The sequence below is a fragment of the Xanthomonas sp. NCPPB 2632 genome, assembly GCF_041228075.2.
Taxonomy (GTDB): domain Bacteria; phylum Pseudomonadota; class Gammaproteobacteria; order Xanthomonadales; family Rhodanobacteraceae; genus Luteibacter.
This window is the reverse complement of sequence record NZ_CM192979.1, coordinates 1,753,037-1,770,489: the sequence shown is the minus strand read 5'-3', so window position 1 is coordinate 1,770,489 and position 17,453 is coordinate 1,753,037. Positions and strand designations below refer to the sequence as shown.

Here is a 17,453-nt window from a genome sequence, read left to right as displayed (position 1 = left end):
CTTATATTTCAATGACATATAAGTTTCATGACAGGCCATCGGACGGCGCGTTTCCGCCTTCCGCCAGGATGCGTCCCACGGTCTGGCTGAAGACGTCGACGTTGAACGGCTTGGCGATCATCGTCATGCCGGCCTCGAGGAACTCCGAGCGCACGGCCGCGCCTTCGGCGTAGCCGGTCATGAACAGGATCGGCAACGCGGGCCGCGTCTGCCTCACGATCTCCGCCAGCTGGCGGCCGTTGAGCCCGGGCAGGCCGACGTCGGTGACCAGCAGGTCCACCGGCTGCAGCGAGGCGAGGATGCCGAGCGCGCCATCCGCCGTCTCGGCCGCGTCCACGTGGTAGCCCAGCTCCGTCAGCAGTTCCGAGGTGAGTACGCGGACCTGGGCATCGTCCTCGACCAGCACGATGCGCTGGCCGTGACCACCCACCACCACGCCATCGGCCTCGGCAAGGGGCGCGCCTTCGCCTTCGGCTGCCAGCGGCAGGTAGAGCTCGACCGTGGTGCCCTGCCCCGGCGTCGAGTCGATGCGGATGTGACCCTCGGACTGCTGGATGAAGCCGTAGATCATCGACATGCCCAGCCCGGTGCCCTGCCCCAGCGGCTTGGTGGTGTAGAACGGTTCGAACACGCGTGACAACACATCGCCATCCATGCCGACGCCCGTATCGCCGACCGACAGGCGGACATACGGACCGCTCGATGCGGCCGCGCCGGACGGTTCCCCCGCCAGGTGCGCCAGCGCGGTGGTGATGCGAAGCTCGCCGCCGTCGGGCATGGCGTCCCGGGCGTTGATCGCGAGATTGAGCAGCGCGCTTTCCAGCTGGTTGGTATCGACCAGGGCCGATGGCAGGCCCTCGTGGAGGTCGGTACGCAGGCGAACACGCTCGCCCAGCGTCCGCGTCAGCAGGTCTTCCACCGAACGGACCATGGCGTTGACCTCCACGGCCCGCGGGTCGAGCGACTGGCGCCGCGAGAACGCGAGCAACCGTTGGGTCAGCCCCGCGGCACGCTGCGCCGAGGTGGTGGCCACGCTCATGAACCGGTCGAGGTTGTCGAAGCGCCCCTCGTCGATACGCATGCGCATGAGGTCCATCGCGGCAAGGATACCGGTGAGCATGTTGTTGAAGTCGTGGGCGATGCCCCCGGTCAACTGCCCCACCGCCTCCATCTTCTGCGCCTGGCGCAGTGCCGCCTCGCTGCTTTCGCGGGCGGCCATCTGTTGTTCCAGTTCGGCGGTGCGTTCGGCCACGCGTGCCTCGAGCACGGCGGCCTGCTGCTGGGTCGCCTCCAGAGCTACCTTGCGCACGGTCACATCGGTGGCGAAGACGTGGAAACCGTCGACCGTGCCGTCCGCCGCGAAACGCGGCAGGTAACGAATTTCAGCGTCACGCCGCCGGCCGTCCCGGTGGGGCCAGCTCAACTCCATGCGCACGGGTCGTCCGGACAGGGCCACGCCCATCGCTTCAACGCGTTCGTGCCAGGCCTGCGGCCCCATCACCTCACCGACCTTGCGCCCGATGATGTGGGCGATGGGCATGCCGAACCAGTCTTCGTAGGCCAGGTTGGCGAAGCGATACACCAGCGCGGTGTCGATGAAGGCGATCAGCACCGGCAGCGCGTCGGCGATCAGTCGCAACTCGGCTTCGCTGGCGGCAAGGGCCGCCTGGCTCACTTCCAGGCGGAGCACCTGGTCTCGGATGACGAACTGCTTCTGTCGCGAGCGCTGACCGGCGGTGACGGCACTGGCCAGCACGGACGCGCTGAGTGGCCGCTCCAGCTCGATGACGTTGAGCACCTCCTCCGGCAACGCGGTGCGCCCGCCCAGGCCGGGCGACCGGGGCGCGCGCAACAGCACGAACGGGATATCCGACCAGGGTTCCTGCCGACGCAGTGCATCGGCCAGCAGGCCACCCGTCGACCCGATGGCTTCCTCGGTCAGGACGACGACGCCCGTGGTGTCGTCCAGGCGGGCGGCCAGCGCCGCCATCGACCTGAATATCTCGGCGCGGTAACCCAGTTCCTGCACGATGGCGGCGAGGCTGTCCGCATCCCTACCGTAGGGGGCCAGCAGCAGGACGTTCTTACTGTCCTGCACCGGACTCTTCCAGCAACGGCCCGTTGTTGCCGACAAACTCCGGGGTGCCGGTCAGCACGCCCCTGAATTCATCCAGCGGTGCGCTGAGCCGCAGGCCCGAGCGATCGATGCGCAGCTCGCGAATGGTGTCTTCGTGCGCGCCGCTGCGATTCTTGATCACCGACAGCGCCTTGCGTATCCGGCCCTGCGCCTCGAAGAAACGGAACAGGATCACGGTGTCGGCCATGTAGCTGACGTTGAGGTTGCCGGTGGACATCGTGCCGACCAGGCCATGCTGCGGATTGACCAGGAAGGTGGTGACGCCGCTCTGGTTGAGGAACGACAGCAGCTCATGCATCTGTAACATCAGCTGTTTTTCCTGCGGCATGGACGACAGGTAGCCGTTGAGGCTGTCGATCACCAGCATGCGGCAGTTGTCTTCTTCCACGGCCCGGCGCACCGTCCACGCAAACTCGCCGGGCGAGATCTCCGCCGGGTCCATCTGGCGCAGGTCCAGCAGGCCGCTGGCGATGTGTGGGCGCAGGTCGAAGCCGAGCGCGTCGGCGCGCGTCAGCAACGTACCCGTGCGCTCGTCGAATTCGAAGACGCAACAGTGCTCGCCACGCTGGCACGCGGCGGAGACGTATTGCAGCGCCACGTTGGTCTTGCCGCTGCCGGCGGGGCCGGTCAGCAGCGTGCTGGTGCCACGCAGCGGGCCGCCGCCGAGCAGTTCGTCCAGGCCGGCGACACCGCTGGGCACGGGCTCACCGACGAACGGCGCGTTGTGCTCGGACGCGACCAGGCGCGGATAGATCTCCATGCCGCCGGTGCAGATGGCCAGATCGTGGTAGCCGGCGATGAAATTGACTCCGCGCAGCTTCTGCACCTGCATGCGCCGACGCGCGGCGCCGAAGTCGAGGGTCAGCCGTTCCAGCGATATCACGCCGTGGCAGAGGCTGTGCAGGTGCGCATCCCGTTCACCGCCCTCCCCCGTAAGGTCGTCGACCAGGAACACGGTGATGTTGCGTGGCGCGAAGAACTGCTTGAGGGCCAGCACCTGCCGCCGGTAACGAAGCGGATCCTGCGCCAGAAGGCGCAGTTCGGAAAGCGAATCGAAGACGATGCGGGTGGGCTTGACGCGTTCCACCTCGGCCTGGATCAACCGCACCGTGCCATCGAGCTCCATCTCCCAGGGGTGCAAAATGGATTGCTGACGTCCGTCACCCAGCACCGCCTCGGCGGAGGCAAGCTCGAACAGGTAAAGGGAGTCCAGCGACCAGCCGTGCGACTCGGCCACCTCGTGGAGTTCGTCCGCCGTTTCGGACAGCGTGACGTAAAGGCAGCTCTCGCCCTCGGACGCGCCCTCGAGCAGGTACTTCAGCGACAGGGTGGTCTTGCCGGAGCCGGGCTGCCCTTCGAGCAGATAGAGGCGATTGGCGGGCAGGCCACCCTTGAGGATGGTGTCCAGGCCGGTCGTACCCGTGGAAATGCGTGTCAGCGCCATGCACAAGAGCCGTATGAGAGTAAGGGCCCGAAAGCGCCCTCAATCCGGCACTCGAAGGTTGCGGCAACCGCGTACCAGGCGCCGGGCGAGTCGCCGGGAAAGACCGACACGGGAACAGGACCGGGACCTGGCTCAGCGCACACGGTAACCGAATTCCACCCCTTACCGTGTCAACGCGACCTGTGCGTATGCGGCATCGGCAAAGGCCCCCGGCGAGAGCGGCGTGGCGTAGAAGTAACCCTGGGCCCGTGTGCAGCCGAGGGCGAGCAGTCCGGCGTGTTCTTCGTTCGTCTCCACCCCTTCCGCCACGACATCCAGATCCAGCTGGCCGCACAACCGCACGATGCCGCGCAACATGGCCAGCTGCCGGGGGTTGTGCAGGAACCCGCGAATCAGCGACTGATCGAGCTTCAGCGTGTCGAACGGAAGGGTGAAGAGATAGGAGAAATTGCTGTACCCGACGCCGAAGTCATCGATGGCGATGCGGACACCGGAGGTGCGCAGCACGGCCAGTTGATTGCAGACGGCCTGACTTCCCTCGAGCCATTCGCCCTCGGTGATCTCGACTTCGAGACGGGACGGTGCCACGCCATGCCGCATACAGCAGGCGAGGATACGCTCCGGCAGGCCGCCATCCACGAAGTCGGCCGCCGTGACGTTCACCGACAGCGTCAGGTCCAGCCCCGACACCAGCCACGCGGCGAGTTGTCGGCAGGCATGCTCGATCACCCAGTCGGTCAGGCCACGCATGGTGGAGGTACGGGCCATGATCGGGATGAACTCGCCGGGCGATACGTCGCCCAACTCGGGGTGCTGCCAGCGTACGAGCGCCTCGCCCCCGTAGCATCGCCCGGTGTCCATCTGGACCCGGGGCTGGTAGACGAGGTGGAACTCGCCTCGCTCCAGGCCGGTGGAGGCATCCGCGGCCAGGCGATACTGTCGGCGCATGCGTGCGTCCTTCGCCAGGTCGTAGGTGCACCAGGTCGAGCGGCCGTCGATGGCATCCTGCGTGGCGGCCAGGGCACGGCGCAGGGCATCCGGGGCGCCGGCTTCGTCGAACGTCACCAGTCCACCGTGACAGATCGGCTGCAACGGCACGCCTTCCGCACTCACGGGGCGGGCCACGTCGGACGACACCGCATCCAGAAGCGCGGCCACGCCCGCGGCGTCGAGCGGGGGCACCAGGAAGGCGAAGCGTGACACGGCGACGTGATATAGCTCCGCATGGGGCCGGACGATGTCGCCCAGACGCAACGCTACCTGGCGGATGACGGCCTCGACCGGGCCCAGGCCGACGGCTTGCGCCAGTTGGTGCGCCAGCGGCAGGTCCATGACGTCCACCATCGCCAGCTGGCGATGGCCTTCAAAGCCACGCGCGGTAATGGCGGCCATGTCCACATAGAACTGCTGGCGATTCAGCAGCCCGGTGACGGGATCGCGCCGCCCCACCATCTGGCGCAGTGCGATCTGGTCGAGCACCAGGGCGGCGAACGAGGCCAGGCGCTGGCGTGCGGCCGCATCGAAACGACGCGGCACCACGTCGAGGGCGCACAAGGTGCCCACCGCATGGCCCGATGAGGTGACCAGGGGCACGCCCGCATAGAAACGGAACCCCGGATGGTCGCAGACCAGGCGGTTGTGCATGAACCGCGCATCCTGGCTCAGGTCTTCGACGACGAACACCTCGCGCTGTTCGATCGCCACCGAGCAGATGGAGGCCTCCCGCTCGGTGCCGCCGACATCGATGCCGACCGACGAAACGAAGCGCTGCGCCTCGCGGCCCACGAACGACACCAGCACCGTCGGCATGGCGAAGGCTTCCGCCACCAGGGCCGTGATGCGATCGAGTTCCGGGGTGCTCGGGGCGTCCCAGATATTGAGGCTGCGCAAGGCTTCCAGCCGGGCGACTTCATGCGCATCGCCATCGGGCAGGGCCAAGCCGCAGGTGCCGTACGCGGGCCTGCTGGCGAAGACGTCCGAGTGGGATGACATGCTCAGTTCCTTCTTTCCATCTTCATCGAGCATGGCTCATAACGCCATGACAGTGCCCGGTTCACGGGGCTCGCTGCCATGGTGTGCTCCAGGGAGGGGGTCTTTCGGTATCGGCCGATCCGGGCCGAACTGAAGCAGCCGGGGCACCCCCGGCCTCCCGCTGTTCAGGAACGGCCAGGGTCGTGGGCAAGCTGCTTGATCGGCGCCCGCAAGTTCGTGCGACCCCGTATGCATGACTCGAAACGACATGTGTCACACACCGCTTCCACACCCCCTCCCCCAAGGTCGAGCCTTCCTCCGGCGGACCTCATATCATGCGAAACGACCTATCGGACCGCACCACCTGCCTGCTCGTCGAAGACGACGACTCGGTAGCGGCGGCATACAAGATGGTGCTCGAAGACGCCGGGATGCTGGTCTGCCAGGCGGTCGGATCGGAACCGGAGGCGCTCGACGCCATTCTCGCCGCCCGCCCGGACGTCGCGCTGCTCGACATCGATATCCACGGCGGGGACTCCCTCGGTGTCGCCACCACGTTGATCGCCAAGGACGTCGCCGTGGCGTTCGTCTCGGGCCACGCCCACGCCGATGTGCCCCTGCCTTTTTCGTCGCTGCCGTTCCTGCAGAAGCCGGTATCGCGTCGGGCGCTGTTGGATCTGGTGGAAACGCTGCGGCAGACTCGGACGTAGGAGACGCCTCGTCGCCACACCGTGCGAGCGCCACGGCGCCTGCATCGGCTTCGAACAAAAAAGGCTCGCCCATAACGGCGAGCCTTTCCAGTCATCCCTGATCGGGCAGCCTACATGCCACCCTAAGCATCAGGCCAACATGCGCACCTTCGCTTCACGGGCGAAGAAGCGACCCTTGGCACCTTCGACGAAGCCCGCCGCATCGCTGGCAGCCACCACACCTTCATCCGGCTTCAAGCCGGCCGCCTTGAACAGGGTGCGTCCGCCCTCGTCCAGCGCGATGGCCTTGAGGTGTCCGAACGCATCGCGCACGAAGTCCACGGCGGCTGCCTCCTTCACCAGCTGGGCAGCGCCTTCTGCGCTGAGCACGATAGCCACCGCATCGAAGTTGATCGAGGGCGTACCCGCCAGCTGACCGTCGGCGGCGAGTTTCTTGCCATCGGACAGCTTCGCGCCACCGACTTTCGGTGCGACCACCTTGACCGTCGCGCCTGCCTTCTCGGCCGCCTTCGTCACGGCGGCCACGACCTTGGCGTCGGACCCGTCGTTGACCAGCACACCCACCACGCGGCCTTCCAGCGTCTTCTTCATCTTGCCGATGATCTGCAAGGCCGGCGAAGCGGGCATCTCGATGACGCCGACACGGGCCGGCGGTGCCGGCGGCAGTTTGTCCAGCGCAAGCCCGTCGGCCACGCGCTTGGCCAGCGATTCGTCGATGTGGCGAAGATGGCCCACCATCGCGTCGCGGATGTGCAGCGTTTCGACCTTGGACAGTTCGAACACGAGGGCCGAAGCGATATGCGCCTGCTCGTACGCCGTCTGGCTGATGTAGAACAGGCGGGCCTGGCTGTAGTGGTCGGCAAAGGTCTCGGCCCTGATCCGGCCGCGGACGCCCGATTCCTCGATGGCCGCCGAACGGAAACCGCGCGCCGGGTCTTCCTGCGGCGTGTCGCCCTGCAGCGAGCTGGGGCCATAGGCGACGCGGCCCTTGGGCACCTGGTGCTGCATGTGACCGTCGCGCTGGTGGTTGGCGAACGGGCACTTGGGTGCGTTGATCGGCAGCTGGTGGAAATTGGGCGAGCCCAGACGCGACAGCTGCGTATCCAGGTACGAGAACAGGCGACCCTGCAACAGCGGATCGTTGCTGAAATCGATGCCGGGCACCAGGTGCGACGGGCAGAAGGCCACCTGCTCGGTCTCGGCGAAGAAATTGTCGGGCCAGCGATCGAGCACCATCCGGCCGATGATCTTCAGCGGCACGGTTTCCTCGGGAATCAGCTTGGTCGCGTCGAGATGGTCGAACGGGAAGGCATCGGCCTCTTCCTCGGTGAAAAGCTGCACGCCCAGTTCCCACTCCGGGAAATTGCCGGCCTGGATCGCCTCGAACAGGTCACGCCGATGGAAATCGGGATCGGCACCGGCCAGCTTCACGGCTTCGTCCCACACCGTGGACTGCAAGCCCAGCTTCGGCCGCCAATGGAACTTCACGAAGGTGCTCTTGCCTTCGGCGTTGACCAGGCGGAACGAATGGATGCCGAAGCCCTCGATCATGCGCAGCGACCGCGGGATCGTCCGATCCGACATCGCCCACATGATCATGTGCAGCGACTCCGGCGTGAGCGAGATGAAGTCCCAGAACGTATCGTGGGCACTGGCCGCCTGGGGGAAACCGCGGTCCGGCTCCATCTTCACCGCATGGATCAGGTCGGGGAACTTGATCGCGTCCTGAATGAAGAACACCGGGATGTTGTTGCCCACCAGGTCCCAGTTGCCTTCCTTCGTGTACAGCTTCACGGCGAAACCGCGTACGTCACGCGGCGTATCGACCGAGCCGGCACCACCGGCCACGGTCGAGAACCGCGTGAACAGCGGCGTCTTTTCGCCCACTTCGGTGAGCACGCGCGCGGTGGTGTAATCCGCCAGCGACGCGGTGAGTTCGAAGAAGCCGTGGGCGCCCGATCCGCGCGCGTGCACGATGCGCTCGGGAATGCGCTCGTGGTCGAAATGGGTGATCTTCTCGCGGAGGATGAAATCCTCCAGCAGCACCGGACCGCGCTGCCCGACCTTCAACGAGTTCTGGTCGTCGCCGACCGTCAGACCCTGGTTGGTGGTCAGGGGCGGATGCGAACCGCCGGCATGTTGGTGGAGTTCGTCGCCGTTACCTCGTGCGTCTTGCGACGACGTGGACGAAGGATTCTTCTTGCTGACCATGGCTGACCTCTGCTTGGTTGACTTCCCAAACATGCCCCGCTGCGTGTGGACACCGGGTGGTCGGATCGCAACGACATCTTCGTCACCGCTATGCATCTACTGTGATGGGACGGACCTTGCTGCCTCGATCGTGGACCTGCTCTCGCAACGCTCGCCTGAGGCGTCGATCTGCCCCTCCGACGTGGCCCGCGCGATGGCCGACGAGGAATCGACCTGGCGAGCCCTGATGCCGTCGGTGCGCGATGTCGCCGCCGAACTCGCCCGCCACGGCGTCATCATCGTCACCCAAGGCAAAAGCACGCTCGATCCTGCCGATATCGGGCATGGCCCGATACGCCTGCGCCGAGGCGCACGGTTTCCCCACACCTAGCCATGGGCGCCCGGGCTCTCCCGGGCGCCCTCCCCTGGTGCGCGATCAGTCACGCAGCACGCGTGCCGTGCGGTCGCGCAGGGCGATCACGTTGGACGCCTTGTAGAACGCGCGATCCACGGCGGCATGCGCGAACGCCGTGCCTTGCGGCATGTCCTGGATCGCGGTCTGCGCCACGCCCTCCCATTTGTTAGGCCGCAGCCACACCTTCATGCCCGTACCGCCGATGGCGAAACCGCAGCGCGTGGCGAGCACGTCGACGACGGTCGCCAGGGCTCTCTTGACCTCGGCCGTGGGCGTCTGCCTGTACGTTTTCCAGGCAGCCAACGCCTCGCCCGCCGCCTTCTCCAAGGCAGCCAGCGCATCCGCCGACGGAACGGCAGCGGATGGCGCGGCCAGGAAGACATTGCCCGGTCGTGCCACCACCGTGCTGCATTCGTTGAGCAGGTCGGTCGCGATCTCGACGAAGAACGGATCGGGCACCACCACGTCCCGACCGCCATTGAGCCGCATGCCGTAGAGGTGGCGGCTGAATTTGCTGGCCCCGGCGGTGCCGTCGGCGAACACCGCGTCACCGGCAAACGACCAGCGCGCGACCGGCGGCATACCGTTGTCGCCATCGCCTTCCAGCGGCAGGCCGAGCAAACCCCACAGCAGCAGGCTGACGTAGCCCTCGCGCGTAAGCAGCTTGCGTTTTACGTCGCCCTGAAAAGCGAGATCGACCTCGGGCTCGATCTTCAACGGATCGGCATTCACCCGGGTCAGGAAGCCCTGCGCCAGCGTGGGATACAGCGACGACGACCGCGGGTCCCTGATAGCGCCTTTGAGCTTGCATTCGCGCATGGACTTCAGCACCCAGTAGTCTTCCATGTTGCAGCCGGTCACGCCGACCTTGGCGAACGCCTGTTTCTGCGCCAGCGAGATGAACCACGGCGAGGTGCCGCTGACTTCCGGCTTGACCGCGCTGCCGACGGCGTAGTTGGTCACAAGGGTCGCGATCAACGATTTAAGGGTCTGCCCCACGGCGACACCGGCTTCCTCCTTGCGGGTGTACGCGCGGTCCACCTCGATTGCGCTGACTTTGAGGTTTTCGCATTCCGCAATGAAGTAGTCGTTGAGGGACACGCCTTCGACCAGTCCCGGCAAGCCGAAGCGGTAGATCCCGCCCTGGCTGCACACGGCAATACAGGGAACCCGCGCGCCGGTGGCGTAGTCGTAGCCGACGTAGAGACTGGCACACAACGGCGACAGCGAACCGGGGTTGTTCGCGGCGGTGGCACCGCCCTGGGCGCCGAAGCAGCTGATCCGCACCGGCCAGTCGGTCTTCGCACCCGGATCGGCGATGCGCGCCAGCTGGCTGGAAAGGGTGCCGATCATCATGAAGATGAATTCGATGTACGGCGACATCAGGTTCGGCTGCAGGCCCATTTCCGGCGAGCGGACGACGACGATGGGCGGCTGGTTGTTCTTCTCCTCACCCGCGTCGAAGCGCACGACGGACAGGCAGGGCCCTCGCCCGGCGAGCGGAACCTTCAGCTTCGCCGGGCTGGTCATGGTCGCCAGCGCATGCACGTCGATCCGGCGCAACACGTCGATGTTGCTCGCCCTCAGCTGCGCATCTCCCACGTCGTCACGCTCCAGGAACACGGACATGGCGCGCGCCAGGATGCTTTCCACGCGGGCGTCCTCACCTGTCGGGCCTTCACCCTGCAGCGCCTCCGCGTGCGCGTACGCGATATGGCGCACGCGGGCGGCGTAACGGCTCAGCGGCCATTCGAGGATCGGACCGTCGGGACTGACCTCACCACGTTCGACCAGGACCACGGGGCGCCGTGTCGCGGCGTCGACCTTCTTCACCTCGCGATCGAGCAACCCGTTCAGTACCGTGTTGACCTCTTCGTCCATGAAACCAAGGTAGACGTCTATCAGCTTGTCGGACATGTCTTTCGCCTTGCTTGTCCCGGCACATGCCGGCAAGCCATGGTCGACAACCCCAGGTGTGGTCGGCCATCGGCGAAACGCTGATTTTCGGGCGTGCGTGGGCTGGCGCACTGGTGCCAAAAACTGTCACCAGGGGCCGCTAAGTTAGCCGCCACCTCACCCATGACACGCGTGCGATCCCATGCAAAGAATCCAATACGACAGCTACGGCGGCCCGGAAAACATGTACCTTTCCGCGTTCGACCTGCCTCCACCCGGCCCGGGCGAGGTCGCGGTGAAGGTGGCTTTCGCGGCGATCAATCCGATCGACTGGAAGCAGCGCAACGGTGAAGTGAAGATGGTCACTGGCCGGCGCTTCCCCCGCGCACTGGGCATGGACCTCTCGGGGACCGTGATCGCCGTTGGACATGGCGTCACCCGTTTCGCCCCGGGGGACCCCGTCTTCGGGCTGGCCCGGTTCAAGGAGAGCGGCGCCATTGCACAGGCCGTGGTGACCCGGAGCGACTTCCTGGCCAGGAAACCCCACAGCCTGTCGTTCCAGGAGGCCGCCTGCCTTGGAACGCCCGGCATCACCGCCTGGAGCGTGTTGCTGGGAAAGACGGCGTTGCGACCCGGGGCGCATATGTTCGTCACCGGCTGCGGGGGCGCGATCGGCGAAGCGGTGGCACAACTGGCGCGTGTGGCCGGCGTCGCCGTATCGGGTAGCTGCGGGGCCGGCGACATGGCGCGCATGACCGCGCTCGGCCTCCGCGAGGTCTACGACTACCGGACCGCGCGACTGGCCGATATCCCCGGTCGGTTCGACGGGGTGCTGGACGCGGCCGCGGTGCTATCCGCATCCGCGGGCATGGCGATGCTTCGGCCCGGCGGTGTGCTGATGGACCTGAACCCGAAAGTGCCGACGTTCCTTCGCGCGCTGGTGGATCGTCGACTGAAACCGGTCATCGCATCGCCTCGCCCTGATATCCTCGATGCCATCGCCGAATCCGCCAGTCAAGGCCGCTTCCGCATCCGGGTGGGGGAAACCGTTTCCCTCGACAACGCGATTCGCCTGATCACCGAGCTGGAAAAAGGTCGCAGGCTCGGCGGCAAGGGTGTCGTCGCGATGGAATGATCATGGCCAGAAGCCATCGCCTGTTCGACCTGATGCAGGTGCTGCGTCGCCATCGCATGGCGGTGTCCGGCGAAGTGCTGGCGAATGAAATGGGTGTTTCGTTGCGAACGATCCGCCGGGATATCGCCACGCTGCAGGGCATGGGCGCGGATATCACCGGCGAGCCCGGCATCGGCTATGTCATGAAGCCGGGTTTCCTGCTCCCGCCGTTATCGTTCACCGATGAGGAAATCCAGGCCCTGGTCATCGGCGGGCAATGGGTCAGCCGGCAGGCAGACGACGCGCTCACCGCCGCCATGCGAAACGCCCTGGCCAAGATCACCGCGGTGCTGCCCGCCCAGGCGCGTCTCCATGTCGACGACGACGCCTTCTATGTCGGTGTGCGCGAGAAGCCGACCGCCGCCATCGAACTGGGCGCCCTGCGCCGCGCGTTGCGCGACCAGTGCAAGCTACGCATCGTACTGTCCGTGGACAATGCACCGAAGACACCACAAGTGGTCTGGCCGATCATGCTGGCCTTCATCGACGGCAAGCGCTATATCGCCGCCTGGTGTGAACTCGACAGCGTATACCGCGTGATCTCACTGCATGACATGGCCGAAGCCAGCGTGCTCACCGAGCGTTATCCGCGCAACCGCCGACAACTCGTGCGCGAGTGGCGTTCTCTGCGCCTGCTTCCATGCAACGCCAACGGCGAGGCGTGCTGACCGCCCCTGAAAAAGCCCACATAGTTGCCGCGACCGCACGTCACTGAAGCCACGTGCGGTAGCGGCACCGGATGGCCGCAACGTCCGACGTTGAGTCGGTGTCAGTGACCCACCACCGGCAGCTCGATATACGTGCCGTCCGCACCGCCCAGCGACACGGTCTGCGTGGCCGTGCGGTAATCCGCTGGCTGCGCGAACAGGATGTTGGGCACGAAGGTCTGCGGATTGCGGTCGTACAGCGGGAACCAGCTGGACTGCACCTGCACCATGATGCGGTGGCCAGGCAGGAACGCGTGGTTGGCATTGGGCAGGCTGAAATCGTAGGCCAGCGGCACGTTCGGCGTGATCGCCTTGCCGACGGTGAAGCCTTCGCGGTAGCGGCCACGGAAGATGTCCATGGCGATGCCCAGCTGGTAACCACCCATCTCCGGCTGCGCCGCCACCTGGTCCGGATAGACGTCGATCAGCTTCACCACCCAGTCGCTGTCGGTGCCGGTGGTGCTGGCCACCAGGTGCACCTTAGGCTCGCCGCTGATGCGCACGGGCGCCGTGAGCACGGGTGTGGTGAAGGTCAGCACATCGGGGCGCGACGACGCATTGCGCTGGTCGCTGGTCAGCCAGTGCTGCCAGCCCGTGCCGGACATCGTGCCGACGGGCCGCGGGCGGTACGGCACCGGATGCGCAGGATCGGAGACGTACTGCGCCGTGCCCGCGGGTTCGCCCGCACTGCCGCCGAGCACCAGCGACCCGTTCACGCCGGGACGCAGGCGGGTGGGCGTCGCGGCGCCCTTGCCGTCCATCGGCCACGACGGCCCGGTTTCCCAGCGGTTGTCGCCGGTGACATAGGCGTTGACCGGCGCGGTGCTGGCCGGGCCGTCCTTCAGGTACTGCGCCAGGAACGGCCGCAGGATCTTCTGGCGGAAATACAGACCCGTGTCGGAGCCGAAGCGCACGGCACCCAGGCTCGAGCCGTCACCCACTTCCTGCCCGTGGAACCACGGCCCGGCGACGAGGAACAGCTTGTGCGCGTCGTCGTGCGGCTTCATCGCCTTGTACACGGCGAACGCGCCGTAGATGTCTTCCTGGTCCCACAGGCTGGCGACCAGCATGGTCGGCACGGCCACGGGCTCGCGGGCCAGCGCCTTGTCCACCGCCTGCCCGGACCAGAACGTATCGTACGCAGGATGGGCCGCCAGCTTGTTCCAGAAACCGAGCTGCTCCATGCCGTATTGCTTCGCGATCGCGCCGGCGGAGACGCCCTCGAGGAAGAACTGGTAATCATCGGCGTAGTTGGACCACCACTTGTGTGCGTTCTTGCGCGATGCGGTCTGCTCGTAGATGTATTCGAGGTTCTGCTGGCGGAAGGCGCCGTGGTGGAACCAGTCGTCGCCCATCCAGCCGTCCACCATCGGGTTCATCGGCACCGCGGCCTTGAGCGCGGGATGCGGATGCACGAGGGCCATCAACGGCTCGAATCCGTCGTAGGAGATACCCAGGATGGCGACGCGCCCATTGCTTTCCGGCACGTGCTTCACAAGCCAGTCGATGGTGTCGTAGGCATCGGTGGAGTCGTCCACCGGCGTGGGATTGAGCGGACCGCGCAGGGGGCGGTTCATCACGTAATCGCCTTCGGAGCCGTACTTGCCGCGGATATCCTGCACGACGCGGATATAGCCGTCCTGCACCAGCACATCGCTGGCGTCGTCGTCGTGGCTGACCGCCACGCCCAGGTGTCCGCTCTCCACCGCGCTGGTCATCTCGGTCGCGTCGTAGGGCGTGCGCGTGAACAGGATGCCCGCATGCGTGGCGCCCCGCGGCACCAGGATCACGGTGTGTAGCTTCACGCCGTCGCGCATGGGGATCATCACGTCGCGCGAGTCGTAATCGAAGGCGTCATGCACCGGCTTGAACGAGGCCGGTGTTTCGCTCGGCAGCGCCGCGTACGTGCCCTTGGCCGGCGGTGTATCGCCGGCGATGGCGGGAGCGGCAAGCGCGATCGACAAGGCCACGGCCAGCAGGGAGTAGCGGAGCGTCGGGAGGGCTTTCAAGAAGGTGGGTCCTGGTTGGGTGGGGAACTACTGGCACGTGGCGGGCATGCGGCCCACCGCATCGCGGATCTGTACGGCGGCGACCTCCGCCTCGCCGGCCTTCGCGCACAGCGAACGCACGCGCTCGCGGCCCTGGGCACGCAGGCCCGCGCATTGCCACGCGCGCGGCGCATCCAGCGGCAGGACGGCGTAGGCCACCTTGCCACATTCGTCGCGCGCGCGGTCGGCCAGCGGACGGTTCGTGAATTCCTGCGGTGTCACGTCCATCGACGGATCGAAATAGCTGTCGGGAAAGGCGGCGGCATAACGCTCCGTGTCCACCCGCTGCGTGAAGCCGCCGATGGTCAACACGAACGGCCCGGTGCACGGCGCGCGCGCGGCAAGGTCGCGCACCGCCGCCAGCAGGTCGGTGCGCCCTGTCGGTTGCGTGCCGATCGCTTCCGTCACGCCCGCCAGCATCGGCAGCCTTGCCTGCGCCGCCATGGCGGCCAACTCGTGCGCATGCGCCGGCTCGCATCGCGTGCGCACCGAGGCCACGACGAGGAAGACCACGTCGTCCGCGAACGCGGCGTTGCCTTGCAGGAGCGAACCCAGCCGTTCCGTCCCGCTGCCACGGGCGACGACCGCGGTAACCGGGACCGACGGCGCGGGGACCGACGGCGGCTCGGCTCGCACGCGCGGCGGCGCCCGGTCGCTCTCGGTCCGATCGCCCGCCGCCCGTTCGCCCGCCGCCCGTTCGTCCGCATGCCAGGACAGCAGCAGGGCCAGCGCCGTGGCCACAACGCCGGCCACCAGCATCCAGACACGGCCGCGGCGCAGTGATGTCATTCGAACGCGCGTCGCAGGCGCTCGTCGTCGTCGTTGCGGTACGGCTCCAGGGTGGCATCCTCCATGATGTACGCCGACGAGGCCATGGCGTTCTGCGTCACCTGCGTGCGCATGACACCCTTGAGCGTGACCGGGTCGTACAGGCTGGGCGTGTCGATGCCCTTGCTCAGGCGCACGTGCACCAGCATGTTCGGCGGCGGGGGCGGCACATGGATGCAAGCGCCATAGAACGGCACGAAGAAGAACTCGACCATCTTGCCGTCATCGTCCGATTCCAGCGGCACCACGTAGCCGGGCAGCCGGATCTTCTTGCCTTCCAGCGCCGCCACGGTATGCAGCGTACCCACCTGCTTCATCCGCTGGTTGCCGACGTGCAGCACCGGCGGCGCGTCTTCCAGCGCCTTGAAATCCTCCGGTGGCACCATCTTGCTCCAGTCGAGGTCGGCGAAGCCGTTTTCGTCGACGGGACCGAGCAGGCCCGCGCCGGGCGGTACGCTCGCCTTCGCCACACCATGGGCGGTGGCGTAGGCATTGGCGGCGGCGACACCTTCGGCGCCCGCTTTCGCGCGTTCCCGACGGCCCTGATCCGCGGCGGCCTGCGCCTGGGCCAGGGCCGAGGTGGCTGCACCCGCCGGCGTCGATGCGGCGTCATCGGCACCGCGCGAGCACGCCGCGGTCAGCAACAGCACGGCGATCGCCAGGCCGCACGCACGCGCGATCACAGGCGCACCTGCAGGCCATCGGCCAGCGAACGGCGGTAGGCGATCCACCCGGGTATACAGCCGGACAGCGAGCCGAGCACCAGCACGCCCAGCAGCAACCATCCCTCCTGCGGCGCGGGCGTGGCGTCCAGCACCAGGCCGGCGTTGGCCAGCACGTAGTCGTGCGCCAGGCCCGTGGCGACGAACAGCAGCAGGCAGCCGGCCAGCATGCCGGCCAGGGTCAGCAGCGTGCTCTCGGCCACCAGCAGAGCGAAGACGGTGCGGGTGGAGGCACCGACCGCACGCAGCACGGCCATCTCGCGGCGACGTTCGTTGAGCATGCCGAGCAAGGCCGTGAGCATGCCGCACATGCCGACCAGCACCACCATGGCGCTGACCAGGCGCAGGGCGTTTTCCGCCGTGCCCAGCAGGTGCCACAGTTCACCCAGCGCCACGCCGGGCAATACCGCCAGCAATGCTTCGTCGGGGTACTCGTTCAGGGCACGCTGCACGGCGAAAGCGGACAGCCGCGAGTGCAGCCCCACCAGGCAGGCGGTGATCGCGCGCGGGGTCAGGTCCATATGGCGGGCCTGCTCGGCGCTGGATGCCATGCCCGGCAGACGCACGCCGGAGCGCCAGTCCACGTGGATCGCCTCGATGGCTTCCAGGCTGACCGCGATGGTCGCGTCCACGGGCGTGCCGGTGGGTGCGAGCACGCCGGCGATACGGAACGGCTTATCGGAGTGCATCGCCGTCGCGGGACCGCCCAGGCCGTGTGCCAGCACGATCGAGTCGCCGACCGCGTAATGCAGCCGGCGGGCCACTTCCGCACCGATCACCGCGTCGTACAGGTCGTTGAACGGATGGCCGGAGGCGAACACCAGCGGCTTGCGCGCGCCGTAGCGGTAGTGCACGAAGAAATCGGTGGTGGTGCCGGTCACCCGGTAGCCACGGTGCGAATCGCCCAGCGACAGCGGCACTGTCCAGGCCACCTCGGGCATGGCGCGGATGTCCTGGTACGTTTTCCAGGTGATGTTGTTGGTGGCCTCGCCGACATGGAACACGGCGTACAGCAACAGGTTGACCGGACCCGACCGCGCGCCCACCAACAGGTCGGTACCGGATACGGTGCTGGCGAATCCCTGCCGTGCATCGGTGCGTACCCGCTCCACACCCAGCAGCAGGAACACACTCAGCGCGATGGTGAGCACCGTGAGCGCCACGCCGGCGCGACGCTGGCGCAGGCTTTTCAACGTAAGGCGAAGGATGTT

General features: G+C 66.9%; 13 protein-coding genes. 4 read left to right on the top strand and 9 right to left on the bottom strand.

Features of this window, described 5'->3' with window-relative positions; translation table 11 throughout:
• Positions 1 to 25 precede the first annotated feature (25 nt).
• The 3 genes from AB8808_RS08085 to AB8808_RS08075 all read right to left on the bottom strand — a co-directional run bounded on the left by AB8808_RS08085 (position 26) and on the right by AB8808_RS08075 (position 5,573).
• Positions 26 to 2,098: a hybrid sensor histidine kinase/response regulator gene (locus AB8808_RS08085; RefSeq protein ID WP_369928308.1), complete on the bottom strand. Its 2,073-nt coding sequence runs from the start codon at positions 2,096 to 2,098 to the stop codon at positions 26 to 28.
• Positions 2,085 to 3,581 (bottom strand): ATPase domain-containing protein, encoded by a 1,497-nt coding sequence (locus AB8808_RS08080; RefSeq protein ID WP_369928306.1) that lies wholly within the window; start codon positions 3,579 to 3,581, stop codon positions 2,085 to 2,087. The genes AB8808_RS08085 and AB8808_RS08080 overlap by 14 nt, the downstream gene beginning before the upstream one ends.
• A 162-nt stretch (positions 3,582 to 3,743) precedes the next feature.
• Positions 3,744 to 5,573, bottom strand: a complete 1,830-nt coding sequence (locus tag AB8808_RS08075; protein WP_369928304.1) for a putative bifunctional diguanylate cyclase/phosphodiesterase — start codon at positions 5,571 to 5,573, stop codon at positions 3,744 to 3,746.
• Positions 5,574 to 5,887: 314 nt separating this feature from the next.
• Here AB8808_RS08075 and AB8808_RS08070 point away from each other — a divergent pair, with 314 nt between their 5' ends.
• Entirely contained in the window at positions 5,888 to 6,262 is a 375-nt protein-coding gene (locus AB8808_RS08070) for a response regulator (protein WP_369928302.1), read from the top strand.
• A gap of 129 nt (positions 6,263 to 6,391) precedes the next feature.
• On the opposite strand, the gene AB8808_RS08065 is transcribed toward AB8808_RS08070, so the two are convergent.
• Complete coding sequence (locus AB8808_RS08065) at positions 6,392 to 8,473, bottom strand: catalase (RefSeq protein ID WP_369928300.1); 2,082 nt, start codon at positions 8,471 to 8,473, stop codon at positions 6,392 to 6,394.
• A gap of 130 nt (positions 8,474 to 8,603) precedes the next feature.
• On the opposite strand from AB8808_RS08065, the gene AB8808_RS08060 reads away from it, so the two are divergent.
• Complete coding sequence (locus AB8808_RS08060; RefSeq protein WP_506193249.1) at positions 8,604 to 8,843, top strand: DUF3253 domain-containing protein; 240 nt, start codon at positions 8,604 to 8,606, stop codon at positions 8,841 to 8,843.
• Positions 8,844 to 8,888: 45 nt separating this feature from the next.
• Here the strand turns inward: AB8808_RS08060 and AB8808_RS08055 are convergent, their stop codons facing one another.
• The gene (locus AB8808_RS08055) at positions 8,889 to 10,784 is read right to left on the bottom strand and encodes a hypothetical protein (protein WP_369928298.1); all 1,896 of its coding nucleotides are present in this window, start codon (positions 10,782 to 10,784) and stop codon (positions 8,889 to 8,891) included.
• A 181-nt stretch (positions 10,785 to 10,965) separates the two neighbouring features.
• Here AB8808_RS08055 and AB8808_RS08050 point away from each other — a divergent pair, with 181 nt between their 5' ends.
• Together AB8808_RS08050 and AB8808_RS08045 are read left to right on the top strand one after the other, a co-directional pair.
• Positions 10,966 to 11,898, top strand: a complete 933-nt coding sequence (locus tag AB8808_RS08050; RefSeq protein ID WP_369928296.1) for an NAD(P)-dependent alcohol dehydrogenase — start codon at positions 10,966 to 10,968, stop codon at positions 11,896 to 11,898.
• Positions 11,899 to 11,900: 2 nt separating this feature from the next.
• Positions 11,901 to 12,605: a helix-turn-helix transcriptional regulator gene (locus AB8808_RS08045; RefSeq protein WP_369928294.1), complete on the top strand. Its 705-nt coding sequence runs from the start codon at positions 11,901 to 11,903 to the stop codon at positions 12,603 to 12,605.
• 101 nt (positions 12,606 to 12,706) lie between these two features.
• Here the strand turns inward: AB8808_RS08045 and AB8808_RS08040 are convergent, their stop codons facing one another.
• Genes AB8808_RS08040 through AB8808_RS08025 form a run of 4 tightly spaced genes read right to left on the bottom strand, consistent with a single transcriptional unit; the run spans position 12,707 to position 17,450 of the window.
• Positions 12,707 to 14,653, bottom strand: a complete 1,947-nt coding sequence (locus tag AB8808_RS08040; RefSeq protein ID WP_240003920.1) for a CocE/NonD family hydrolase — start codon at positions 14,651 to 14,653, stop codon at positions 12,707 to 12,709.
• A 27-nt stretch (positions 14,654 to 14,680) separates the two neighbouring features.
• Complete coding sequence (locus AB8808_RS08035) at positions 14,681 to 15,481, bottom strand: hypothetical protein (RefSeq protein WP_369928291.1); 801 nt, start codon at positions 15,479 to 15,481, stop codon at positions 14,681 to 14,683.
• On the bottom strand, positions 15,478 to 16,203 hold the full coding sequence (locus AB8808_RS08030; protein WP_369928289.1) for a DUF3299 domain-containing protein: 726 nt from the start codon (positions 16,201 to 16,203) through the stop codon (positions 15,478 to 15,480). Before AB8808_RS08030 ends, AB8808_RS08035 begins: the two co-directional genes overlap by 4 nt.
• Positions 16,200 to 17,450, bottom strand: coding sequence for an ABC transporter permease (locus AB8808_RS08025; RefSeq protein ID WP_369931348.1), 1,251 nt, complete (start codon positions 17,448 to 17,450; stop codon positions 16,200 to 16,202). Before AB8808_RS08025 ends, AB8808_RS08030 begins: the two co-directional genes overlap by 4 nt.
• Positions 17,451 to 17,453: the final 3 nt, after the last annotated feature.